Source organism: Methylobacterium sp. Ger2507 (assembly GCF_055231875.1).
Genome location: NZ_JBUYVC010000001.1, coordinates 4,686,453 through 4,702,038, shown reverse-complemented (window position 1 = coordinate 4,702,038; position 15,586 = coordinate 4,686,453). Strand labels below are relative to the sequence as shown.

Sequence of the window (15,586 nt, the reverse complement as noted above, 5' to 3'; positions counted from 1 at the left end):
ACCAGACCACATCGCGGCCAGTGATCTTGCGGCAAATGACATCCCGCCCGGTGACTCAGGCCTCGGTCATCCGGCAGCCAACGACCTGACACCCATGACACCGCACCCATGACACCGCACCCCAATGACGATGCGCCGACGAAAGGCGGTGAGGATGTCTGGGTATCCCTCGGCCTCGGCGATCCTGACCGGATCGCCGCGCTGGAGCGGTACCGTATCCTCGACACGCCAGCGGATGAGGCCTTCGACAGCCTCGTCCGGCTGGCCTCGCAACTCTGCGGAACGCCGGTCGGCCTGATCACCCTGGTGGCGTCGGACCGGCAGTGGTTCAAGGCTCGGGTCGGGTTCGAGCGCTCCGAGACGGGGCTCGACCGTTCGATCTGTATCCACACCTTGCCGGAGCCCTCCCTGCTCGTCATCCCCGACCTGGCCTTGGACCCACGCACCCAGGCAAACCCGGTCGTCACAGGCGAAGCGCCGATGCGCTTCTACGCGGCGGTCCCGCTGCGAACCCCATGTGGTTTCGGCCTCGGCACCCTGTGCGTCCTCGACCGGAAGCCCCGGGACGGCGGTCTCAGCGTTGCCCAGGAGCAGGTCCTGAGAACCCTCGGCATGCAGGTCATGGCCCTCATGGAGGCGCGACGAGCCCTGTGCAGCCAGGAAGAATCGGCAGCGCGGCTCCAGTCGAGCGAAGCGTTCCTCAAGGGCGTCCTCGCCGCGTCCCAGGATTGCATCAAGGTGCTCGACCTCGACGGCAGGCTCGCCTCCATGAACGAACCGGGCTTGCGCGCCATGGAGATCGACGATTTTGCCCCGTTCTCCGGGATGCGCTGGCCCCCACTCTGGTCGGGTCCGGATGAAGAACGGGCGGAGATCGCGCTCCGCACCGCCCGAGCGGGCGGCGTCGGCCGATTCGCGGGCTGGGCCGAAACCCGTCGTGGCCGACGGAAATTCTGGGACGTGATGGTCACCCCGATCAACGGTGTCGACGGGCGACCGGAGCGCATTCTGGCTGTCTCGCGCGATTTGACGGCGGCCAGGCTGGCGACCCGGAGACAGATGGCCCTGACGCGCCTCAGCGATCGCCTTCGGGGCCTCACGGACCCGGAGGAGGTCGGTTACCTGGCGTCGGAGACGGCCGGTCGAACCCTCGGCCTCTGCCGAGCGGCCTACGGCGTCGTCGACACGACGGCGAGCGGCATTGCCTTCGAGCGCGATTGGACCCTGCCGGGGCATCCCACTGTCGTCGGCAGCCATCGCTATGCCGATTACGGCCGTTACGTCGAGGATTTGCGCCGCGGCACGACCGTGGTGATTCGCGACATCGGCGCGGACCCCCGCACCGCGTCGCGCCGCGACGCGCTCGGGCACTACGGCATCGGCGCGCTCGTCAACGTCCCGGCGATGACCGACGGGCGCCTCGTTGGCGTCCTTTGCCTCCACGACGCGGAACCGCGTGACTGGACAACCGAGGAGGTCGCCTTCGCGGAGGCCGTCGCGGAGCGGGCGCGTCTGGCGATGCGCTGGATCGCCGCCGAGGAGCAGCAGCAACTCCGAACCCGCGAGATCAGCCACCGTTTCAAGAACCTTCTGGCGATCGTCCAGGCCATCGCCACGCAGACCATGCGCTCGGCCAACGACCTCACGGCTGCGAGCGAGGTCCTTGCCGGACGCCTTTCCGCGCTGGGGCAGTCGCAGGATCTGCTTCTCGACGGACAGATTGGCAGCAGTCCTCTCTTGGACGTGGTGAAAGCCGCTCTGCACCTGCATACGGAGGCCGTGTCGCGCTTCGACCTGTCGGGGCCGGAGGTCAGGATCGGTGGCAAAGTCACCCTGTCGCTGTCGCTGATGCTCCACGAGTTGGCGACGAACGCCGCGAAGTACGGCGCTCTCGCGAACGGCACCGGACGCGTCGTCCTTTCGTGGAACGTTCTCGGCGAGGACGATGCGGCGAGACTCCGCCTGACCTGGCGTGAGATCGGCGGTCCAAAGGTGGCGATGCCCTCGCGCAAGGGGTTCGGAAGTCGCCTGATCGAGCGCGGGCTCGCCGGTCAGGTCGGGGGCGTAGTGGAACTCTCCTATGACCCGACCGGCCTCGTCTTCTCGGTTGAGGCTCCCCTGGCGGCTTTTCAGGCCGAAGTCTGAAGCGCACGACATCGGACAAGCCCGAGCGAGGCAGGATCCGCTGAACCCGGGGAGCCTCTCCCGCGAGGATCGGAGCCGGCGCGGTTCCCGGCCCCCGATCGCGCCGGGTTCGGGCAAGGCTCGGCCATCCCTCGCCGATCTGCACGACGCCGGATCGACGAATGCGTGCGAAGGCCGGGTTTGCATAGATCACCGCGGGCCCCGGGCGTTCAGGCTCGATGCCCGTGAGAAGTCGAGGTCCGTGAACAAGGTCGACGTCGGATCACGCGGCGAAGAGGCGAACAAGGCCGATGAGACCCATGGCATGAATTCTTCCATGCCGGGCCGGCAGACGTCTCAACCAAGCTTCGGTGAGGGTTCTCATCCTCGGAAAGACCTGTTTCGAGCCCGGCGCGGGGACTTGAATTCAGAATTTGTGAAGTGATGAAGTTTCACAATGATGGAAGGTTCAGGACTGGTAACTGCAAATACCTCTGCGGCCTTTCCTGATGCGACATGGAGTATCCGATGTTTGAGTTCATGGGTCGGTCGCGAAATTTTGGCCGTGATTCTGCGATGCTCGACGGCTTGTGTCTGGCAGTGCTTGTCGTTGACGCGCAGTCGGTGATCAGAACAATGAACCCGGCCATGATCGACCTGCTTGGGACGGGCCGACCCGGCCTGTCGGGTTCGCGCCTCGATGATGTCTGTCGCGACGTCTCCGGTCAGCCGCTGATCCCGCCGGGCCTGCGCCACCGGCACAAAATTCTGGTCCGCTTCGACGGCCGTCATTTCGATGTGACCGCCACCCCCTTGCTCTCCGGACATAAGGTCTCGGGCTACGTCCTCGAATGGATCGATGCAGCCCCGCGCCTGGAGAGCGAAGACCGGTCGCAGCGCCTCGCGGCGGTCGAAGCGTCGCAGGCCGTCATCGCGTTCGCCCCGGACGGCACCGTGGTCTCGGCCAATCCGGCGTTCCTCGACATCATGGGCTACACCCTCGACGAGGTTCGCGGGCGCCATCATGGCCTCTTCGTCGAGGCCGGGTATCGGGACAGCCGCGCCTACGCCGCGTTCTGGGAAGGTCTGCGTTCGGGCCGAGCGGAAGTCGCGGCGTTCAAGCGTCTCGCCAAGGACGGCAAGGCGGTCTGGATCCAGGGTTCCTACAACCCGATCCGCAATGCGGCCGGCGTCGTCACGGGCGTGGTCAAGTACGCTACCGACGTGACGGCGCAAACGCTCGAGGCCAACGCCCTTCGGGGACAGGTGGATGCCATCCGCAAGTCGCAGGCGGTGATCAGTTTCGACCTCGACGGACGCATCCTCGAGGCGAACGCCAACTTCCTGGCCGCCGTCGGCTATGCGGCCGCGGAGGTCGTCGGCCAGCATCACGGCATGTTCCTCGACCCGGAGCATCGCGCGAGCCCCGAATACACCCGTTTCTGGGAGGCACTTCGCCGCGGCGAGCACCAGGCCGGGCAGTTCCGCCGCCTCGGAAAGAGCGGCCGCGAGGTCTGGATCGAGGCCAGCTACAACCCCGTGCTCGATGCCGACGGACGACCCGTCCAGATCACCAAGTTCGCCATCGATGTCACCGCCCAGGTCGAGCAGCGTGACAAGGTCAGGCGAATGGAGGAGGAATCGGCCAGGGACCGCGTCGCCGCCGAAGCGCGCCACAAGGCGGACCTCCTGCGCCTCGCCGACGGCTTCGAGCAGACGGTCGGGGCCGTCCTGGCCTCCGTCGCGTCTGCCGCCACGGAACTTCAGGCGACGGCTTCGAGCATGTCGGGGATCGCGACCGAGACCGCCCAGCAATCGACTGCCGTGGCCGCGGCGGCCAGTCAGGCCGCCGCCAATGTCGGTACGGTTGCGGCGGCTGCGGAAGAGCTCGGGGCTTCGGTCAACGAGATCGGGAGGCAGGTCGCCGGTTCCGAGCACCTTGCCGGCCAGGCGGTGGCGGAGGCACAGCAAACCGCGGACCTCGTCCAGGAACTCAGCGATGCCGTGCGCAAGATCGGGGACGTCGTCGCCATGATCTCGGCCATTGCGAGCCAGACCAACCTGCTGGCGCTCAACGCCACCATCGAGGCGGCGCGGGCCGGGGAAGCAGGGCGCGGGTTTGCGGTGGTCGCGTCCGAAGTGAAGGAACTCGCCAACCAGACCGCCCGGGCCACGGACGAGATCACGGGCCAGATCGGCCGCATCCAGGGGGCGACGGGCAGCGCCGTCAGCGCCATCGACGGCATCCGGCGCCGCATTCAGGAAATCAACGGCGTCGCGGGGTCGATCGCCGCAGCCGTTCAGCAACAGGGGGCGGCGACCCAGGAGATCGTGCGCAACGTGACGGAGGCCGCCACCGGGACGGGCGAGGTGACGAGCAACGTGTCGGGTGTCGCCCGCGCGGCCGAAGAGACGGGGGCCGCGGCCACCCAGGTCCTGACCGCCGCCTCGGACCTCTCGCGCCAGTCCGAGCACCTGGATGGCGAGGTCAGTCGGTTCCTTGCCAAGATCCGCGCGGCGTGAGGGGGCCATGACCGAGATGCTCATCCTCCCCGTCGATCTGTCCCCGAGCGGCATGAGTCGCTTGGGAGCCCAGCTCGAACGGGAGATCCAGGCCGGCAGGGATCTCGGCTCGCGCCACGGCCAGATTGCCTGCCTGTCCGAGGCGATCATGCGCTCGGTGGAAGGCTTGCGGGAGGCCGTGATCCTGCTTGCTGCCGACTTGCCGCCCGACGACCCGATGGTCTGTCAGCTCAGAGATGCGGCGGCAAACATGACGCGGCTTGCGAAGGCCGTCATGGATTACGCGGCCCTTCACGGCCCCATCACCAGACCCGGCACCTGACGCCGGACCAGACACGGGCGTTGGGCCAAAAATCGGTCGTCGGACATCGCCCCCGATGTGGGGTCCTTTCGCCCTGCATCCGGGTCGCCGCGGATCGCGCCGCATATCACGCCTCTGGATATCGAGAGCCGCGTGAGACGCTGTCGACACCAGGGGGGGAGGGCCGCCCCGTCTCCACCGCGCGTCGATGGGGGCGTGCCGGTCGATCCCGGACAGCCAGTGTCCCGCCGGACTGCGACCAAGTTTGGGACAACCGAGCCTCAGGCCTCCCGCACCCCAGGCTTCACCCCATCCTCGAACGTGAACTCGACCCCGGCCTTCTCGAGGGCACGGCGGACCGCGATGGCCGTATCGTTCCGGGTCCGGATGGACGAGTTCGGATCTTCCAAGCGATTGATGGTCGAGACCGAGACGTTCGACAATTGGGCAAGATCCTCCTTCGACAGTCCGGCAAAGGCGCGCGCTGCGCGAATCTGGCCCGGGGTCGGCAGCTCGTCACCCGGCGGAGGGGAGGCGGACGTGCCCCGGGGCGCGGAACTGCGGGCGGTACCTTCGGACGAGCCGTAGCGGTTGCGCCCGGGTACGTTGAGGCAGACGCCGACCCATTCCCGGACCGAGCCGTCCTTGTTGAGCACCGGTGCGCCGCGGGCATTGAACCATCGATAGATGCCATCGGCGCAGAGCACGCGGTACTCGGTGTTGTAAGGAGCGGTATGCTCGACGGCCGTCACCCAGGCCGCCTGGGTGCGGGGGCGGTCGTCGGGATGCACCGCGTCGAGCCAACCGAAGCCCTGCATCTGGCTATGGCTCTGCCCCGTCAGCGCCATCCACTGAGGCATCTCGCTCGGCTCGCCGTTGGCCTTGTTGATCCAGAACACCGTGGCGGTGGCGGCGATCAGCGCGTTGAGCCGGTCATGCCGCTGCATCAGCGCGTTCATGGTGTCGTGCTGCGCGGTCACATCGAACACCACGCCCATGCCGTGGCTCGGTGCGCCGTCCGGACCCAGAATGGCCTCGGCATGGTGGAGGATCCAGCGCTGGGTCCGGTCGGGCCGGATGATCCGGAACTCGCGACTGACCGGCTGGCCCGAGCGCAGCACCGCGATCTGGTCCCCATGCGTCGCCTGGTCTTCGGGATGGATCATGTCGAGACCGAAGCCGAAGGTCATCTCTGCGGCCGGATCGAGCCCCAGGATGCGGTAGAGTCCGAGAGAGAGATCCATCCGGTCGGCCCGAAGATCGGCGGACCAGAAACCCACCTTGCCCGTGTCCTCGATGAGCTTGAGGAAATGCCGCGACGAGAACGCCCGGGGCGCAGAGGCTATCCCGCCGGAATTGCCGGGCCGCATGAGTGAACGTGTCGGCATCGCTGGTCCTCGGATCGCCCACTCGCACCCGATCGGGGCATGAAATAGTTCAAGTCATGAATTTGGTGCTCGGACTCTTAAGAGAAACGAATTGGCCCACGCTGAAGTTGTAAATTCGCTGACGATGTCAGGGAAGTGCCTTTGCCGGATCCAGAAAGGCCGACATGGCGTAGAAAGTCCGTTGGCACGCGCACCGATCGCAAATCCGGTCGGGGCTTTGGGTGCGGAACCAGGAGCGTTTTAAGAATTCACTGGGCGGCTCCCACCGGTCCATCCCATTATGAAATAGAACCTTCCTGATTCTGGCGATCGATCGAAGCCGCCATGACGATGAAACGATAGATGCCATGACACTTGCACGATGCAGGCGGAATTCGCAGATCGGATCGAGGCTTCGTCAGCAGGGGTCGTCACCCTTCGTCGCATGATGGCGGCTCGTCCATCGAATGAAAGAAATGCTCGATGGTCTTCGGTAGCCATGCGCGGATTTCCAAGCTCAACGCGCTCGACGATTCTCAGGCGCTCATCGCGTTCGACCTCGACGGCAAGGTCGTCACCGCCAACAAGACCTTCCTGGACGCGCTGGGCTATCGTCTGGCCGAAATCCGGGGTCGCCATCATTCCATGTCCGTCGGTCCGGCCGAGCGGGAGGGCGACGATGATCGTCTTTTCTGGGAAGCCCTGGCCGCGGCGAGTTCCAGGCGGCCGCGTACAAGCGTATCGGCCATGGGGGCGGGAGGTCTGGATTGAGGCCAGCTACAATCCCCTGATCGGACCTAGGGGCAAGCTCAGCGGTGCGAGTCGGTGAGGCCGGTCGGGGGTTCGCCGTCATACCCGCCGAGGTGAAGAGCCTCGCGGCCCAGACCGCAAAGGCCACCGAAAGTATCGCTCGTCAGATCGCCGAGACGCAGTCGGCCGCGCACGTGGCCGCGACCGCCATTGCGGGCATCGGCGGAACCATCGGTGAGATCAATGCACTCTCGGCCGCGATCTCGACGGCCATTGAGCAGCAGGCGGCGGTCGCCGGGAAGATGTCCGCGAACATGCTGGCGATGATCAGCGCAGTCACCGAGATGAGCCTGAGTGTCGGGTTGACCGCCGCGTCGACTTGGGAGGTCGATGCGTCGATCCGCCTGGTTCGCGAGGCCTCGCGGAACATAACGGCGTGAGCGCCGCGCCGGACGGTTCCTGACGAGGAGCACGCCTGCCGTAACCACCGCGGACGCCGTGGTCCGCCTCCAACGTGACCCTGTCGAAGTGGCGATATCGGGAACACGGCTGACGGACGCTGAAGCGGGGTTAGACGGCCTCAGGGTCGCGATCATCCGTGCGCGCTGCAACAAATACACAAACGTTTTTGTGTCCCGCGGAAAGCATGAAATTCGTTCTTTCTGCGGAATATTGCTTCTAAAACCATTCAAATCTGGCAAATCATTGAACCGAGCGATGTAATCCCAGGAGACACGATGGGTGGAACCCTGCAGGCCCCGGCCTCGGTCGAGGATCCGAACGAGCTTGCACATGAGCGGTACAGCGCGCTTGTCCGCGCGGTCGCCACCGTCATCTGGACCGCGACCGCCGACGGGGGGACAAGGGTCGGATCGGACTGGACTGGACTGACCGGCCAGACATCGCGCGAGATGGCCGGCTACGGCTGGCTCGACGCCATCCATCCGGACGACCGGCAGCGAACTCGGGAGGCCTGGCGAACGGCGGTCCTGCATCAGGGCATCTACGACACCGATTACCGCATCCGGTGCGCGGACGGCGTCCACCGCTGGTTCAACGCACGCGGCGCCCCCGTCCTCGCCCGAGACGGCACGATCCGCGAGTGGGTGGGGGTGTGCTTGCCGATTACGGGCAGCAAGCGGTTCGAGGTTGACCGGGTCTCGGCGGAGGCCGGGCCTGGACGCCTGACGACGGAACAGGTGCGGGGCGCGCGGGCGATGCTCGGCTGGACCATCGAGCGCCTGGCGGAAGAGGCGGACCTGTCGCCGTCCACGGTTGCGCGCATCGAGGACGCGGCCCGCATCGACAGCGTGCGTCCATCAAAGGTCGATGCGGTCCGTCGGGCCTTCGAACGGAACGGCGTCATCTTCACCTGGACCACGGGGACACGCGGCGGCCTGTCCCTTCGCGCCGGATAGGCTCGACGACCCGATTTCCACAACGGCCAGCAAGGACCATCGTCCATTGATCGACATGGAAACGACGGAGGCGGTCAACGCGCCAACCGTGAGCGAGTCCACCTTCGTCAGCCGGAGCGGAACGGCGCTGGCTCTGCTGCTTCCCGCCGCCGGACCGCATCGTCACCCGAGGCTCTCGATCCCGGTCGGGATTGCCGCCTTCCTCGCCGCTCTCCTCGTGCGAAGCGTCATACACCCCCATCTCCCGCCGGGCTTTCCCTTCATCACGTTCTTCCCGGCCGTCATCCTCTCGGCCTACCTGTGTGGGGCCTATGCGGGCATCGTCTGCGCAACGCTGTCCGGGCTTGCAGCTTGGTACTGCTTCATGCCGGGCCAGTACGCGTTCGCACTGAACGGCTCCGTCATCACCGCCATGGCGCTCTATACCTTCGTTGTCGGCATCGACATCCTGTTGATCCACTTCATGCAGAGCGCGGTGGCAGACCTGATCAAGGCCGAAGTCGCCGGCCGGTCCCTCCTCGACCAGCGGCGGCGCCTCGTTTCCGAACTGCGGCGGGAGACCGAGCGCCGTCTGCTGCACGAGCGGATGGCCGACCAGTCCCTTCTGCTCGACCTCGCGCTGAAGGCCGCCGATGCCGGGACTTGGCACTACAGCGTGACCAGCGGGCGAGCCCTGTTGTCCGCCGAGATGGCACGCCAGCACGGCTTCGGCGACGACGAGATCGAGATCGACGTGAGACGGGACTGGCGGCCTCTCATCCACGCGGACGATGCGGACCGTACCCTGACCGACCTCGACCTCGCCATTGAAGCGCGCGGGACATTCGTGTCCGACTTCCGCATCCTCCGGCCCACGGGCGACACGCGCTGGCTGAGTTGTATCGGACGGGTCGTGGTCGGCGAGGGGGGCGATCCGGAATGGGTCGTCGGTCTGACCCTCGACGTCACAGCCCGGAAACTGGCTGAGCGTCGCAGCGAACATCTCGCGCGGCATGATCCGCTCACCGGCCTCGCCAACCGCATGCAGTTCCAGGAACGATTCCTCCAGGAGCTGGCGTTGGTCCGGCGCGGCGGGCCGCCATTCGCCCTGCTGTGCCTCGACCTCGACCGGTTCAAAGCGGTCAACGACACCCTCGGACACGCCGCGGGCGACACCCTGCTGACGATGGTGGCGGATCGGCTGCGCTCCGTCGTCCGGATCGAGGATACCGTGGCGCGGCTGGGCGGCGACGAGTTCGTCATCATTCAGACCGGGGCGGCCTGCACTGACGACATCGATACCCTCGCCGGCCGGATCGCCCAGGCCATCGAGGTGCCCATGGTCATCGAGGGGCACCCCGTCGATGTCGGGGTCAGCATCGGCATCGCGCTGGTCCCCCTGGACGGCGAGGACCCCGACACGGTCTATCGGATGGCGGACCGTGCTCTCTACCGCGCCAAGACGGACGGCGGAGGCACCCATCGTCGAGCAACGTAGGCGTTCCCCTCAGACGACCGGGTGAACCAGCGCGGCGATCCTGCCGATCACGTCCTCGATACCTGACGAACACGCGGGCCTGTCGCGCCACGACGACGCGGCGGGTTTGCGGAGGCCGGTCCCAGGCCTTAAGTCGGGGTTACGCGCCGGCGTCTTGCGGGCGAATCCCGTGGATTGTCATGGCCGTCGTCCTCGATCTTCTGCGCAATGACCAGCGCCCGCGCCACCCCGAGAAGGCGCATCGCCCGGACAAGCCGATCCAGCGCAAGCCCGATTGGATTCGCGTCAAGGCGCCCGGCTCGAAGGGCTGGGAGGACACGCGCAAGATCGTGCACGAGCACGGTCTGGTCACGGTCTGCGAAGAGGCGGGCTGCCCCAATATCGGTGAGTGCTGGGAGAAGAAGCACGCCACCTTCATGATCATGGGCGACACCTGCACGCGGGCCTGCGCCTTCTGCAACGTCCGCACCGGCCTGCCCGAAGGCCTCGACGCGAGCGAGCCCGACAAGGTCGCGGATTCGGTGGCAAAGCTCGGCCTGCACCACGTGGTGATCACCTCGGTGGATCGCGACGACCTGACGGATGGCGGGGCCGAGCATTTCGCCCGTACCATCCGGGCGATCCGGGCGCGCAGCCCGGCCACCACCATCGAGGTGCTGACCCCGGACTTCCTGCGCAAACTCGGCGCCCTCGAAATCGTGGTCGCCGCCCGCCCCGACGTCTTCAACCACAACATGGAGACGGTGCCGGGCAATTACCTCACGGTCCGCCCCGGCGCGCGCTACTTCCACTCGGTGCGCCTGCTTCAACGCGTGAAGGAACTCGACCCGACCATCTTCACCAAGTCCGGCATCATGGTCGGTCTCGGCGAGGAGCGGAACGAGGTGGTCCAGCTCATGGACGACCTGCGCTCGGCGGATGTCGACTTCCTGACCATCGGCCAGTACCTCCAGCCGACCAAGAAACACCACGCGGTGGTGCGCTTCATGCCCCCGGACGAGTTCAAGGGCCTGGAGACCACCGCCTACACCAAGGGCTTCCTGCTCGTTTCCGCAACGCCCCTGACCCGCTCCTCCCATCACGCCGGTGAGGATTTCGCAAAGCTGAAAGCGGCCCGTCTCGCCCGCATCGCCAACGCCTGAGTCTCGATGCCCTCATTTCGGATCAACCGCGCGGTGCGGCACTCGCCGCGCCAGATGTATGACCTCGTGGCCGACGTGGAACGCTACCCGGAATTTCTGCCGCTCTGCGAATCGCTGCGTGTGCTGCGGCGCCAGCCGGGGCCGGACGGCACGGAGGTGCTCGTGGCTGAGATGGGCGTCGGCTACAAGGCCATCCGCGAGCGCTTCACCACGCGCGTCACCCTTGACCCCGACAACTTGCGCATCGTCGCCGAATACATCGACGGTCCGTTCCGCCACCTGGAGAACCGCTGGGCCTTCAAGCCCGGCGAAGGCGATACCTGCACCGTCGATTTCTTCATCACCTACGAGTTCAAGAGCCGGACTCTTGGGCTGCTCATGGGCACGATGTTCGACCGCGCCTTCCGCAAGTTCACGGACGCCTTCGAGGCACGCGCCAACCGGGTCTACGGCGCGGTCTGAGCTGCACCGTCGATCCATCCGGCCGTCACGCCTCGACCATCCCGCCGGTCTGCCGTTCGAACAGGGCGCGATACCGGCCCTCCGGTCGGCCGAGCAGGTCCGCTTGGGTTCCGTCCTCGACGATGCAACCGCGATCGAACACCAGGATTCGATCGAGCGACCGCACGGTGGAGAGCCGGTGCGCGATGACGATGGCGGTGCGGCCGCGCATCAGGCGTTCCATCGCCTCTTGAATCAGTGCTTCCGATTCCGAGTCGAGGCTGGAGGTCGCCTCGTCGAGGATCAGGATCGGTGCATCGGCCAGGAAGGCACGGGCCAGGGCCACGCGCTGGCGCTCGCCGCCCGAGAGCTTGACGCCGCGCTCGCCCACCAGCGTGCCGTAACCCTTGGGCAGTCGGGCGATGAAGTCGTGCGCGTTAGCGAGCCGCGCCGCGCGGGCGATGTCCTCCGCCGAGGCGCCGGGACGCCCGTAAGCGATATTCTCGGCCAGTGACCGGTGGAACAGGACCGGCTCCTGCGGCACGATGGCGATGTGCGCCCGCAGGGAGGCCTGCGTGACCCCGGCGACGTCCTGCCCGTCGATGCGAACATGGCCAGACGTGACGTCGTAGAGGCGCTGCACCAGCTTGACGAAGGTAGTCTTGCCGGAGCCCGACCGGCCGACGAGCCCGACCCTCTGCCCCGCCGGGATCTGCACGGACAGGTCGCGGCAGAGCGGCGTCACGTGCCCGTCGTAGTGGAAGGTGACGCGGTCGAAACCGATCGTGCCGCCCTGCACGGTGAGAGGCGTGGCGTCCGGCCGATCGGCGACCCCGTAGGGCTCCGCGTCGAGGGCGACCAACTCCTCCATCTCGTTCACGCCGCGCTGCACCCGATTGATGTGATCGCCGATGTCGCGCAGGTAGCCGTGCACCACGAAATAGGTGGTCAGCACGTAGGCCACGTCGCCGGGCGTCGCATCTCCCGTCCACCACAGCCAGAGCGCGGTACCGACGATGGCGGTGCGGAGCAGGAGGAGCAGCGCGAACTGCGCCGTGATGCTCCAGGTGATGCGCATCCAGGTCCGGTGGGTGCGGCGGTTCCACTTGGCCAGGAGGCGGCCGAGGCGCGCATCCTCGCGGGCCTCGGCCCCGAAGGCCTTAACCACCGCGTTGGCCCCGACCGCATCGCTGAGCGCACCGCCGAGGCGCGAATCCCAGACGTTGGAGATCTGCGCCGCCGGAGCGATGACTTGGATGGCGAGCAGGACCACAACGGCGAGATAGACCAGGGAGCCGAGGCCGATCACCAGCCCCATGAGCGGCCATTGCACGCCGAGCAAGACCATGGTGCCCAAGAGCACCACGAAGGCCGGCAGCAATTCCAGCAGCAGCGTGTTGTTGAGGCCGTCGAGCGCCCACATCCCGCGGGAGACCTTGCGCACGGTCGAGCCCGCGAAGCTGTTGGCGTGCCAGTCGGTCGACAGGCGCTGGACCCGCTGGAAGCCGGCCTGCGCCACCGCCTGCATGGTGGACAGGCTCAACGGCACCACGAAGGTCCAGGCCACGTGGCGCAAGCCCAGGGTGAGGAGGCCGAGCCCGCCCATCGCCGCGAAGGCGACAAGGGCATCCCAGCGCCCCGCATCGCGATCGGCGGCCGAGAGGGCATCCACCAGCCGGCCGGCGAAGAGCGGCAGGAAGACGTCGGCGAGAGTCGACCCGACCATGGCCGCGACGAGCCCGAGCAGAAGTCCGGGCCGAGTGCGCCACTGGCGAACGAGAAAGGCGAGGACGGCGCGATAGGTTTGCGCGCCCTGAAGGCGGTCGAGGATCATGGAACGCGATCGCGGCGCGGGATGCGCGCCGGCTCCGTGAACGGCAGTCGGCCCCGGACGGGCCGGCCGAAAGGATGGACGAAGAGGATGAGGGAGACGGCCGCGACGCGCTCGGGCGCGTGGGTTCCGTCAGGCCGGCAGGCGCAAGAGGCGCGGGCGGACCGGGGCGGCGATCAAACCTGATGTCATGCAGCCTCCCCAAGGGTTCGAGAGCGAACCCGGCGCGGATCGATGCGCCGTGATACGCAGGCTGACGCCCAAGCGTGTCAGTTTCAAGACGCTGGGGCGAGACCGGGAGCGAGAATCGATTCGAGGAGACCGAGCGCATCGCCCACCGCCAGCCGGCGGATCTCGGTGCGGCCGAGATCGCCGTAGCGGCGCTCGAGGTGGCGCACGGTCGCGCCCGTCACGGCCAGGCCGAAATGCACGAGGCCCACCGGCTTGTCGGCGCTGCCGCCGCCCGGGCCGGCGATGCCGGTGATCGCCACCGCGACGGTGGCCCGGGACCGTGCCAGGGCGCCCTCCGCCATGGCGCGGGCGACCGGCGCGCTGACCGCGCCGTGGGCGGCGATGAGATCGACGGGCACGCCGAGGCTCTCGGCCTTGGCGGCGTTCGAATAGGTGACGAAGCCACGCTCCACCACGGCGGACGAACCTGGGATTGCGGTGAGCAGGCCGGCGACGAGGCCACCGGTACAGGATTCAGCCGTGGCGATCGTCAATTCCGCCGCCGCATAGGCGGCGACCAGCGCCTCCGCCCGAGCAAGCAAGGCGGGATCATCGATCACGAGCGGCGCTCGGCCGTCTCGTCGGCCGCGTTCAGTTCGGCGGTCACTTCGGGCAGCCGCACGGTGGCGGCAGCCTGCGCGGCCAGACCCTCGGCGCGACCGACGAAGCCCAGCTTCTCGGTGGTGGTGGCCTTGATCGAGACCGAACTCAGCGGCACCCCGGCGATCTCGGCGATGCGGGAGCGGATCGCCTCCCGATGGGCGCCGATGCGCGGGGCCTCGGCGAGCACGGTGATGTCGAGATGGTCGATCTTGCCGCCGCGCGCCCGAACCAGCTCGACCGCATGCGCTAAGAAGCGATCGGAGGAGGCGCCGCGCCACTGCTCGTCGCTCGGCGGAAAGTGGGTGCCGATATCGCCATCGGCGATCGCGCCCAGCAGGGCGTCGGTGAGGGCGTGCAGGGCGACGTCGCCGTCCGAATGCGCGAGCACGCCGCGATCGGCCGGGATCTTCACCCCGCCGAGCCAGACGTGGTCGCCGTCGGTGAAGGCGTGGACGTCGAAGCCGGTGCCGAGGCGGGTGACGTAGGTGGTCATGGTCTGTGCCTTGCTCAGGGCGGTGGGGTGTTGGCCGGAGAAGCCGCGATCGGCCTCGATTAGGTCGGCCGGCTGGGTGATCTTGCGGTTGCGCGGATCGCCTTCGAAGACGACGACGGAGAGGCCGGCCCATTCGGCGAGGGCCCCGTCATCGGTGAAGGCATGAAGGTCAGCCTCGGCCGCCCGGCGATGGGCGTCGCGCAAGAGGCCGTAGGTGAAGGATTGCGGCGTCTGAACAGCGCGCAAGCCCTCGCGCCGGGGCGTCTCGCGCACCCGTCCGCTGCCATCGCCGAGATCGTCCACGATCTTGATGGTGTCGGTGACGGCGATGCCCGGCACAGCGGCACGATGATCGCGGCCGGCCACCAGGGCCCGCTCGATGAGTGCCACGTCCACATGCGGGCGAGCCGCGTCGTGGACCAGGACGAGGTCGGGCGCCTGCGATCCGTCCAGCGCTTCCAAGCCGGCGCGAACCGATTGCTGGCGGGTGGCGCCGCCGGGAACCGGCGCGGCAAGTTTATCGCGGGTCGCGGCGTCGAGGTCGGCGAGGCAGGCGCGGTAAAATTCGGCCGCATCCGGCGCGATCACCGGCTGGATGCGGACGATGCCCGGATGGGCCGCCAAAGCCGTCAGGGTCCGGGTCAAGACGGCCTGACCGCCGACGCTGCGGTACTGCTTCGGGGTATCGCCGCCGATGCGGATGCCGCGACCGGCCGCGACGACCACCGCGGCCGCATTCCATGCGGTGCCGGACATGCGTATGCTCCCGCGCTTCGGGGGGTGAGGAACCGCGCACCTGCCGATCGCCACGCCCACGGGGCACCGCGCGTCTGCGATGCGTAGGCCTGGAAACCCGCCGATGGGGAGACCTGTCGTTTAAGCGCG

The 15,586-nt window shown here is 67.5% G+C and carries 13 protein-coding genes; 9 read left to right on the top strand and 4 right to left on the bottom strand.

Going from position 1 to position 15,586, the window contains the following annotated elements:
- Positions 1-108 precede the first annotated feature (108 nt).
- The 3 genes from ACV7NL_RS21855 (at position 109) to ACV7NL_RS21845 (ending at position 4,969) form a co-directional block, all read left to right on the top strand.
- Positions 109-2,145, top strand: coding sequence for a GAF domain-containing protein (locus ACV7NL_RS21855; RefSeq protein ID WP_463356861.1), 2,037 nt, complete (start codon positions 109-111; stop codon positions 2,143-2,145).
- A 627-nt stretch (positions 2,146-2,772) separates the two neighbouring features.
- A complete protein-coding gene (locus tag ACV7NL_RS21850) occupies positions 2,773-4,647 on the top strand; it encodes a methyl-accepting chemotaxis protein (RefSeq protein ID WP_463356860.1) in 1,875 nt (624 codons plus the stop codon).
- A gap of 7 nt (positions 4,648-4,654) precedes the next feature.
- Positions 4,655-4,969, top strand: a complete 315-nt coding sequence (locus tag ACV7NL_RS21845; protein ID WP_056183390.1) for a hypothetical protein — start codon at positions 4,655-4,657, stop codon at positions 4,967-4,969.
- 260 nt (positions 4,970-5,229) lie between these two features.
- Here ACV7NL_RS21845 and ACV7NL_RS21840 read toward each other — a convergent pair whose 3' ends face one another.
- A complete protein-coding gene (locus ACV7NL_RS21840; RefSeq protein WP_463356859.1) occupies positions 5,230-6,336 on the bottom strand; it encodes a PAS domain-containing protein in 1,107 nt (368 codons plus the stop codon).
- A 462-nt stretch (positions 6,337-6,798) separates the two neighbouring features.
- On the opposite strand from ACV7NL_RS21840, the gene ACV7NL_RS21835 reads away from it, so the two are divergent.
- From ACV7NL_RS21835 to ACV7NL_RS21810, 6 genes are all read left to right on the top strand, one after another.
- Positions 6,799-7,086 carry a PAS domain S-box protein gene (locus ACV7NL_RS21835; RefSeq protein ID WP_056481501.1) on the top strand — a complete coding sequence of 96 codons (288 nt, stop codon included), beginning with the start codon at positions 6,799-6,801 and terminating at the stop codon, positions 7,084-7,086.
- 92 nt (positions 7,087-7,178) lie between these two features.
- On the top strand, positions 7,179-7,505 hold the full coding sequence (locus tag ACV7NL_RS21830; RefSeq protein WP_244476854.1) for a hypothetical protein: 327 nt from the start codon (positions 7,179-7,181) through the stop codon (positions 7,503-7,505).
- A 297-nt stretch (positions 7,506-7,802) separates the two neighbouring features.
- Complete coding sequence (locus ACV7NL_RS21825; RefSeq protein ID WP_056183382.1) at positions 7,803-8,483, top strand: PAS domain-containing protein; 681 nt, start codon at positions 7,803-7,805, stop codon at positions 8,481-8,483.
- Between the two features lie 88 nt (positions 8,484-8,571).
- Positions 8,572-9,960, top strand: a complete 1,389-nt coding sequence (locus tag ACV7NL_RS21820) for a diguanylate cyclase domain-containing protein (RefSeq protein WP_162241301.1) — start codon at positions 8,572-8,574, stop codon at positions 9,958-9,960.
- A 179-nt stretch (positions 9,961-10,139) separates the two neighbouring features.
- Positions 10,140-11,102: a lipoyl synthase gene (gene lipA / locus ACV7NL_RS21815; protein WP_463356858.1), complete on the top strand. Its 963-nt coding sequence runs from the start codon at positions 10,140-10,142 to the stop codon at positions 11,100-11,102.
- Between the two features lie 6 nt (positions 11,103-11,108).
- Positions 11,109-11,564: a type II toxin-antitoxin system RatA family toxin gene (locus tag ACV7NL_RS21810; RefSeq protein WP_056183375.1), complete on the top strand. Its 456-nt coding sequence runs from the start codon at positions 11,109-11,111 to the stop codon at positions 11,562-11,564.
- A gap of 25 nt (positions 11,565-11,589) precedes the next feature.
- Here the strand turns inward: ACV7NL_RS21810 and ACV7NL_RS21805 are convergent, their stop codons facing one another.
- The 3 genes from ACV7NL_RS21805 to ACV7NL_RS21795 all read right to left on the bottom strand — a co-directional run bounded on the left by ACV7NL_RS21805 (position 11,590) and on the right by ACV7NL_RS21795 (position 15,457).
- The gene (locus tag ACV7NL_RS21805) at positions 11,590-13,377 is read right to left on the bottom strand and encodes an ABC transporter ATP-binding protein (protein ID WP_463356857.1); all 1,788 of its coding nucleotides are present in this window, start codon (positions 13,375-13,377) and stop codon (positions 11,590-11,592) included.
- 272 nt (positions 13,378-13,649) lie between these two features.
- Complete coding sequence (locus ACV7NL_RS21800; RefSeq protein WP_463356856.1) at positions 13,650-14,165, bottom strand: CinA family protein; 516 nt, start codon at positions 14,163-14,165, stop codon at positions 13,650-13,652.
- Positions 14,162-15,457: a bifunctional 2-C-methyl-D-erythritol 4-phosphate cytidylyltransferase/2-C-methyl-D-erythritol 2,4-cyclodiphosphate synthase gene (locus tag ACV7NL_RS21795; protein WP_463356855.1), complete on the bottom strand. Its 1,296-nt coding sequence runs from the start codon at positions 15,455-15,457 to the stop codon at positions 14,162-14,164. The genes ACV7NL_RS21800 and ACV7NL_RS21795 overlap by 4 nt, the downstream gene beginning before the upstream one ends.
- Positions 15,458-15,586: the final 129 nt, after the last annotated feature.